The organism is Streptococcus saliviloxodontae (assembly GCF_016908655.1).
Taxonomy (GTDB): Bacteria; Bacillota; Bacilli; order Lactobacillales; family Streptococcaceae; genus Streptococcus; species Streptococcus saliviloxodontae.
Genome location: NZ_JAFBEI010000060.1, coordinates 1 through 5,045 on the forward strand (window position 1 = coordinate 1; position 5,045 = coordinate 5,045).

General features: G+C 49.1%; 1 tRNA gene and 3 rRNA genes. All 4 read left to right on the forward strand.

Annotated features, from left to right (window positions below):
- Positions 1-115 precede the first annotated feature (115 nt).
- The 4 genes from JOC31_RS09565 (at position 116) to rrf (ending at position 5,045) form a co-directional block, all read left to right on the forward strand.
- A 16S ribosomal RNA gene (locus tag JOC31_RS09565) occupies positions 116-1,664 on the forward strand.
- Positions 1,665-1,716: 52 nt separating this feature from the next.
- Positions 1,717-1,789: transfer RNA gene (locus tag JOC31_RS09570), tRNA-Ala, on the forward strand.
- Positions 1,790-1,943: 154 nt separating this feature from the next.
- A 23S ribosomal RNA gene (locus JOC31_RS09575) occupies positions 1,944-4,844 on the forward strand.
- A gap of 85 nt (positions 4,845-4,929) precedes the next feature.
- Positions 4,930-5,045 (forward strand): 5S ribosomal RNA (rrf, locus tag JOC31_RS09580).
- The 16S, 23S and 5S rRNA genes sit together here with 1 tRNA gene alongside, the layout of an rRNA operon.

The window sequence follows — 5,045 nt, forward strand, 5'->3', positions numbered from 1 at the left end:
AAGACCTTTGAAAACTGAACAAGAAACCAAGTGCAGGGTTATGATTAGATAATTATGACCTGTCAATTTACAAAAATGAATCGTCAGAAGACGTAAGAGCAACAGCTCAAACTATTTTAATGAGAGTTTGATCCTGGCTCAGGACGAACGCTGGCGGCGTGCCTAATACATGCAAGTAGAACGCTGAAGTCTGGTGCTTGCACTAGACGGATGAGTTGCGAACGGGTGAGTAACGCGTAGGTAACCTGCCTTGTAGCGGGGGATAACTATTGGAAACGATAGCTAATACCGCATAATAGTTAGTAACACATGTTACTAACTTGAAAGGGGCAATTGCTCCACTACAAGATGGACCTGCGTTGTATTAGCTAGTTGGTGAGGTAACGGCTCACCAAGGCGACGATACATAGCCGACCTGAGAGGGTGATCGGCCACACTGGGACTGAGACACGGCCCAGACTCCTACGGGAGGCAGCAGTAGGGAATCTTCGGCAATGGGGGCAACCCTGACCGAGCAACGCCGCGTGAGTGAAGAAGGTTTTCGGATCGTAAAGCTCTGTTGTTAGAGAAGAACGTTGATGAGAGTGGAAAGTTCATCAAGTGACGGTAACTAACCAGAAAGGGACGGCTAACTACGTGCCAGCAGCCGCGGTAATACGTAGGTCCCGAGCGTTGTCCGGATTTATTGGGCGTAAAGCGAGCGCAGGCGGTTTGATAAGTCTGAAGTTAAAGGCAGTGGCTCAACCATTGTTCGCTTTGGAAACTGTCAAACTTGAGTGCAGAAGGGGAGAGTGGAATTCCATGTGTAGCGGTGAAATGCGTAGATATATGGAGGAACACCGGTGGCGAAAGCGGCTCTCTGGTCTGTAACTGACGCTGAGGCTCGAAAGCGTGGGGAGCGAACAGGATTAGATACCCTGGTAGTCCACGCCGTAAACGATGAGTGCTAGGTGTTGGGTCCTTTCCGGGACTCAGTGCCGCAGCTAACGCATTAAGCACTCCGCCTGGGGAGTACGACCGCAAGGTTGAAACTCAAAGGAATTGACGGGGGCCCGCACAAGCGGTGGAGCATGTGGTTTAATTCGAAGCAACGCGAAGAACCTTACCAGGTCTTGACATCCCGATGCTATTCCTAGAGATAGGAAGTTTCTTCGGAACATCGGTGACAGGTGGTGCATGGTTGTCGTCAGCTCGTGTCGTGAGATGTTGGGTTAAGTCCCGCAACGAGCGCAACCCCTATTGTTAGTTGCCATCATTAAGTTGGGCACTCTAGCGAGACTGCCGGTAATAAACCGGAGGAAGGTGGGGATGACGTCAAATCATCATGCCCCTTATGACCTGGGCTACACACGTGCTACAATGGTTGGTACAACGAGTCGCAAGCCGGTGACGGCAAGCTAATCTCTTAAAGCCAATCTCAGTTCGGATTGTAGGCTGCAACTCGCCTACATGAAGTCGGAATCGCTAGTAATCGCGGATCAGCACGCCGCGGTGAATACGTTCCCGGGCCTTGTACACACCGCCCGTCACACCACGAGAGTTTGTAACACCCGAAGTCGGTGAGGTAACCTTTTAGGAGCCAGCCGCCTAAGGTGGGATAGATGATTGGGGTGAAGTCGTAACAAGGTAGCCGTATCGGAAGGTGCGGCTGGATCACCTCCTTTCTAAGGAAAAACGGAATGCACTGGTAACTTGTTTAGTTTTGAGAGGTCTTGTGGGGCCTTAGCTCAGCTGGGAGAGCGCCTGCTTTGCACGCAGGAGGTCAGCGGTTCGATCCCGCTAGGCTCCATTGAATCGAAAGATTCAAGTATTGTCCATTGAAAATTGAATATCTATATCAAATTCCATATATATGTAAATATATATAGATAGTAACAAGAAAATAAACCGAAAACGCTGTGAATATTTAATGAGTTTTCTAGTTTTAAAAACTAGGTTAATAAGGTTAAGTTAATAAGGGCGCACGGTGGATGCCTTGGCACTAGAAGCCGATGAAGGACGTGACTAACGACGAAATGCTTTGGGGAGCAGTAAGTATGCATTGATCCAGAGATGTCCGAATGGGGGAACCCGGCAGGTAATGCCTGTCACTCATTACTGTTAAGGTAATGTAGAGGAAGACGCAGTGAACTGAAACATCTAAGTAGCTGCAGGAAGAGAAAGCAAAAGCGATTGCCTTAGTAGCGGCGAGCGAAACGGCAGGAGGGCAAACCGAAGAGTTTACTCTTCGGGGTTGTAGGACTGCAACGTGGACTTAAAGATTATAGAAGAATTACCTGGGAAGGTAAGCCAAAGAGAGTAATAGCCTCGTATTCGAAATAGTCTTTATACCTAGCAGTATCCTGAGTACGGCGAGACACGAGAAATCTCGTCGGAAGCAGGGAGGACCATCTCCCAACCCTAAATACTCTCTAGTGACCGATAGTGAACCAGTACCGTGAGGGAAAGGTGAAAAGCACCCCGGGAGGGGAGTGAAATAGAACCTGAAACCGTGTGCCTACAACAAGTTCGAGCCCGTTAATGGGTGAGAGCGTGCCTTTTGTAGAATGAACCGGCGAGTTACGATATGATGCGAGGTTAAGTTGAAGAGACGGAGCCGTAGGGAAACCGAGTCTTAATAGGGCGAATTAGTATTATGTCGTAGACCCGAAACCATGTGACCTACCCATGAGCAGGATGAAGGTGCGGTAAGACGCACTGGAGGTCCGAACCAGGGCACGTTGAAAAGTGCTTGGATGACTTGTGGGTAGCGGAGAAATTCCAAACGAACTTGGAGATAGCTGGTTCTCTCCGAAATAGCTTTAGGGCTAGCGTCGATATTAAGTCTCTTGGAGGTAGAGCACTGTTTGGGTGAGGGGTCCATCCCGGATTACCAATCTCAGATAAACTCCGAATGCCAATGAGATATGATCGGCAGTCAGACTGCGAGTGCTAAGATCCGTAGTCGAAAGGGAAACAGCCCAGACCACCAGCTAAGGTCCCAAAATATATGTTAAGTGGAAAAGGATGTGGGGTTGCACAGACAACTAGGATGTTAGCTTAGAAGCAGCTATTCATTCAAAGAGTGCGTAATAGCTCACTAGTCGAGTGACCCTGCGCCGAAAATGTACCGGGGCTAAAACATATTACCGAAGCTGTGGATTACCTTTTAGGTAATGGTAGGAGAGCGTTCTATGGGTGATGAAGGTGTACCGTGAGGAGCGCTGGAACGCATAGAAGTGAGAATGCCGGTATGAGTAGCGAAAGACAGGTGAGAATCCTGTCCACCGTAAGACTAAGGTTTCCAGGGGAAGGCTCGTCCGCCCTGGGTTAGTCGGGACCTAAGGAGAGACCGAAAGGTGTATCCGATGGACAACAGGTTGATATTCCTGTACTAGAGTATATAGTGATGGAGGGACGCAGTAGGCTAACTAAACCAGACGATTGGAAGTGTCTGGCCAAGCAGTAAGGTGTGATATGAGTCAAATGCTTGTATCTATAACATTGAGCTGTGACGGGGAGCGAAGTTTAGTAGCGAAGTTAGTGATGTCACACTGCCAAGAAAAGCTTCTAGCGTTAATTATACTCTACCCGTACCGCAAACCGACACAGGTAGTCGAGGCGAGTAGCCTCAGGTGAGCGAGAGAACTCTCGTTAAGGAACTCGGCAAAATGACCCCGTAACTTCGGGAGAAGGGGTGCTGACTTTTAGTCAGCCGCAGTGAATAGGCCCAAGCAACTGTTTATCAAAAACACAGCTCTCTGCTAAATCGTAAGATGATGTATAGGGGGTGACGCCTGCCCGGTGCTGGAAGGTTAAGAGGAGTGCTTAGCATTAGCGAAGGTATGAATTGAAGCCCCAGTAAACGGCGGCCGTAACTATAACGGTCCTAAGGTAGCGAAATTCCTTGTCGGGTAAGTTCCGACCCGCACGAAAGGCGTAATGATTTGGGCACTGTCTCAACGAGAGACTCGGTGAAATTTTAGTACCTGTGAAGATGCAGGTTACCCGCGACAGGACGGAAAGACCCCATGGAGCTTTACTGCAGTTTGATATTGAGTATCTGTACCACATGTACAGGATAGGTAGGAGCCTATGAAGTCGGAACGCCAGTTTCGATGGAGGCGTTGTTGGGATACTACCCTTGTGTTATGGCTACTCTAACCTAGATAGGTTATCCCTATCGGAGACAGTGTCTGACGGGCAGTTTGACTGGGGCGGTCGCCTCCTAAAAGGTAACGGAGGCGCCCAAAGGTTCCCTCAGAATGGTTGGAAATCATTCGAAGAGTGTAAAGGTATAAGGGAGCTTGACTGCGAGAGCTACAACTCGAGCAGGGACGAAAGTCGGGCTTAGTGATCCGGTGGTTCCGTATGGAAGGGCCATCGCTCAACGGATAAAAGCTACCCTGGGGATAACAGGCTTATCTCCCCCAAGAGTTCACATCGACGGGGAGGTTTGGCACCTCGATGTCGGCTCGTCGCATCCTGGGGCTGTAGTCGGTCCCAAGGGTTGGGCTGTTCGCCCATTAAAGCGGCACGCGAGCTGGGTTCAGAACGTCGTGAGACAGTTCGGTCCCTATCCGTCGCGGGCGTAGGAAATTTGAGAGGATCTGCTCCTAGTACGAGAGGACCAGAGTGGACTTACCGCTGGTGTACCAGTTGTCTTGCCAAAGGCATCGCTGGGTAGCTATGTAGGGAAGGGATAAGCGCTGAAAGCATCTAAGTGCGAAGCCCACCTCAAGATGAGATTTCCCATGATTTTATATCAGTAAGAGCCCTGAGAGATGATCAGGTTGATAGGTTAGAAGTGGAAGTGTGGTGACACATGTAGCGGACTAATACTAATAGCTCGAGGACTTATCCAAAATAAACCAAAGAGTCAGTATTGACAGCGTAGAGGTTTCTTGTTAAAATATAGATATTCAATTTTGAGTTGATAATACTCAATAGTTAAGTGACGATAGCCTAGGAGATACACCTGTTCCCATGCCGAACACAGAAGTTAAGACCTAGAACGCCTGATGTAGTTGGGGGTTGCCCCCTGTTAGATATGGAAGTCGCTTAGC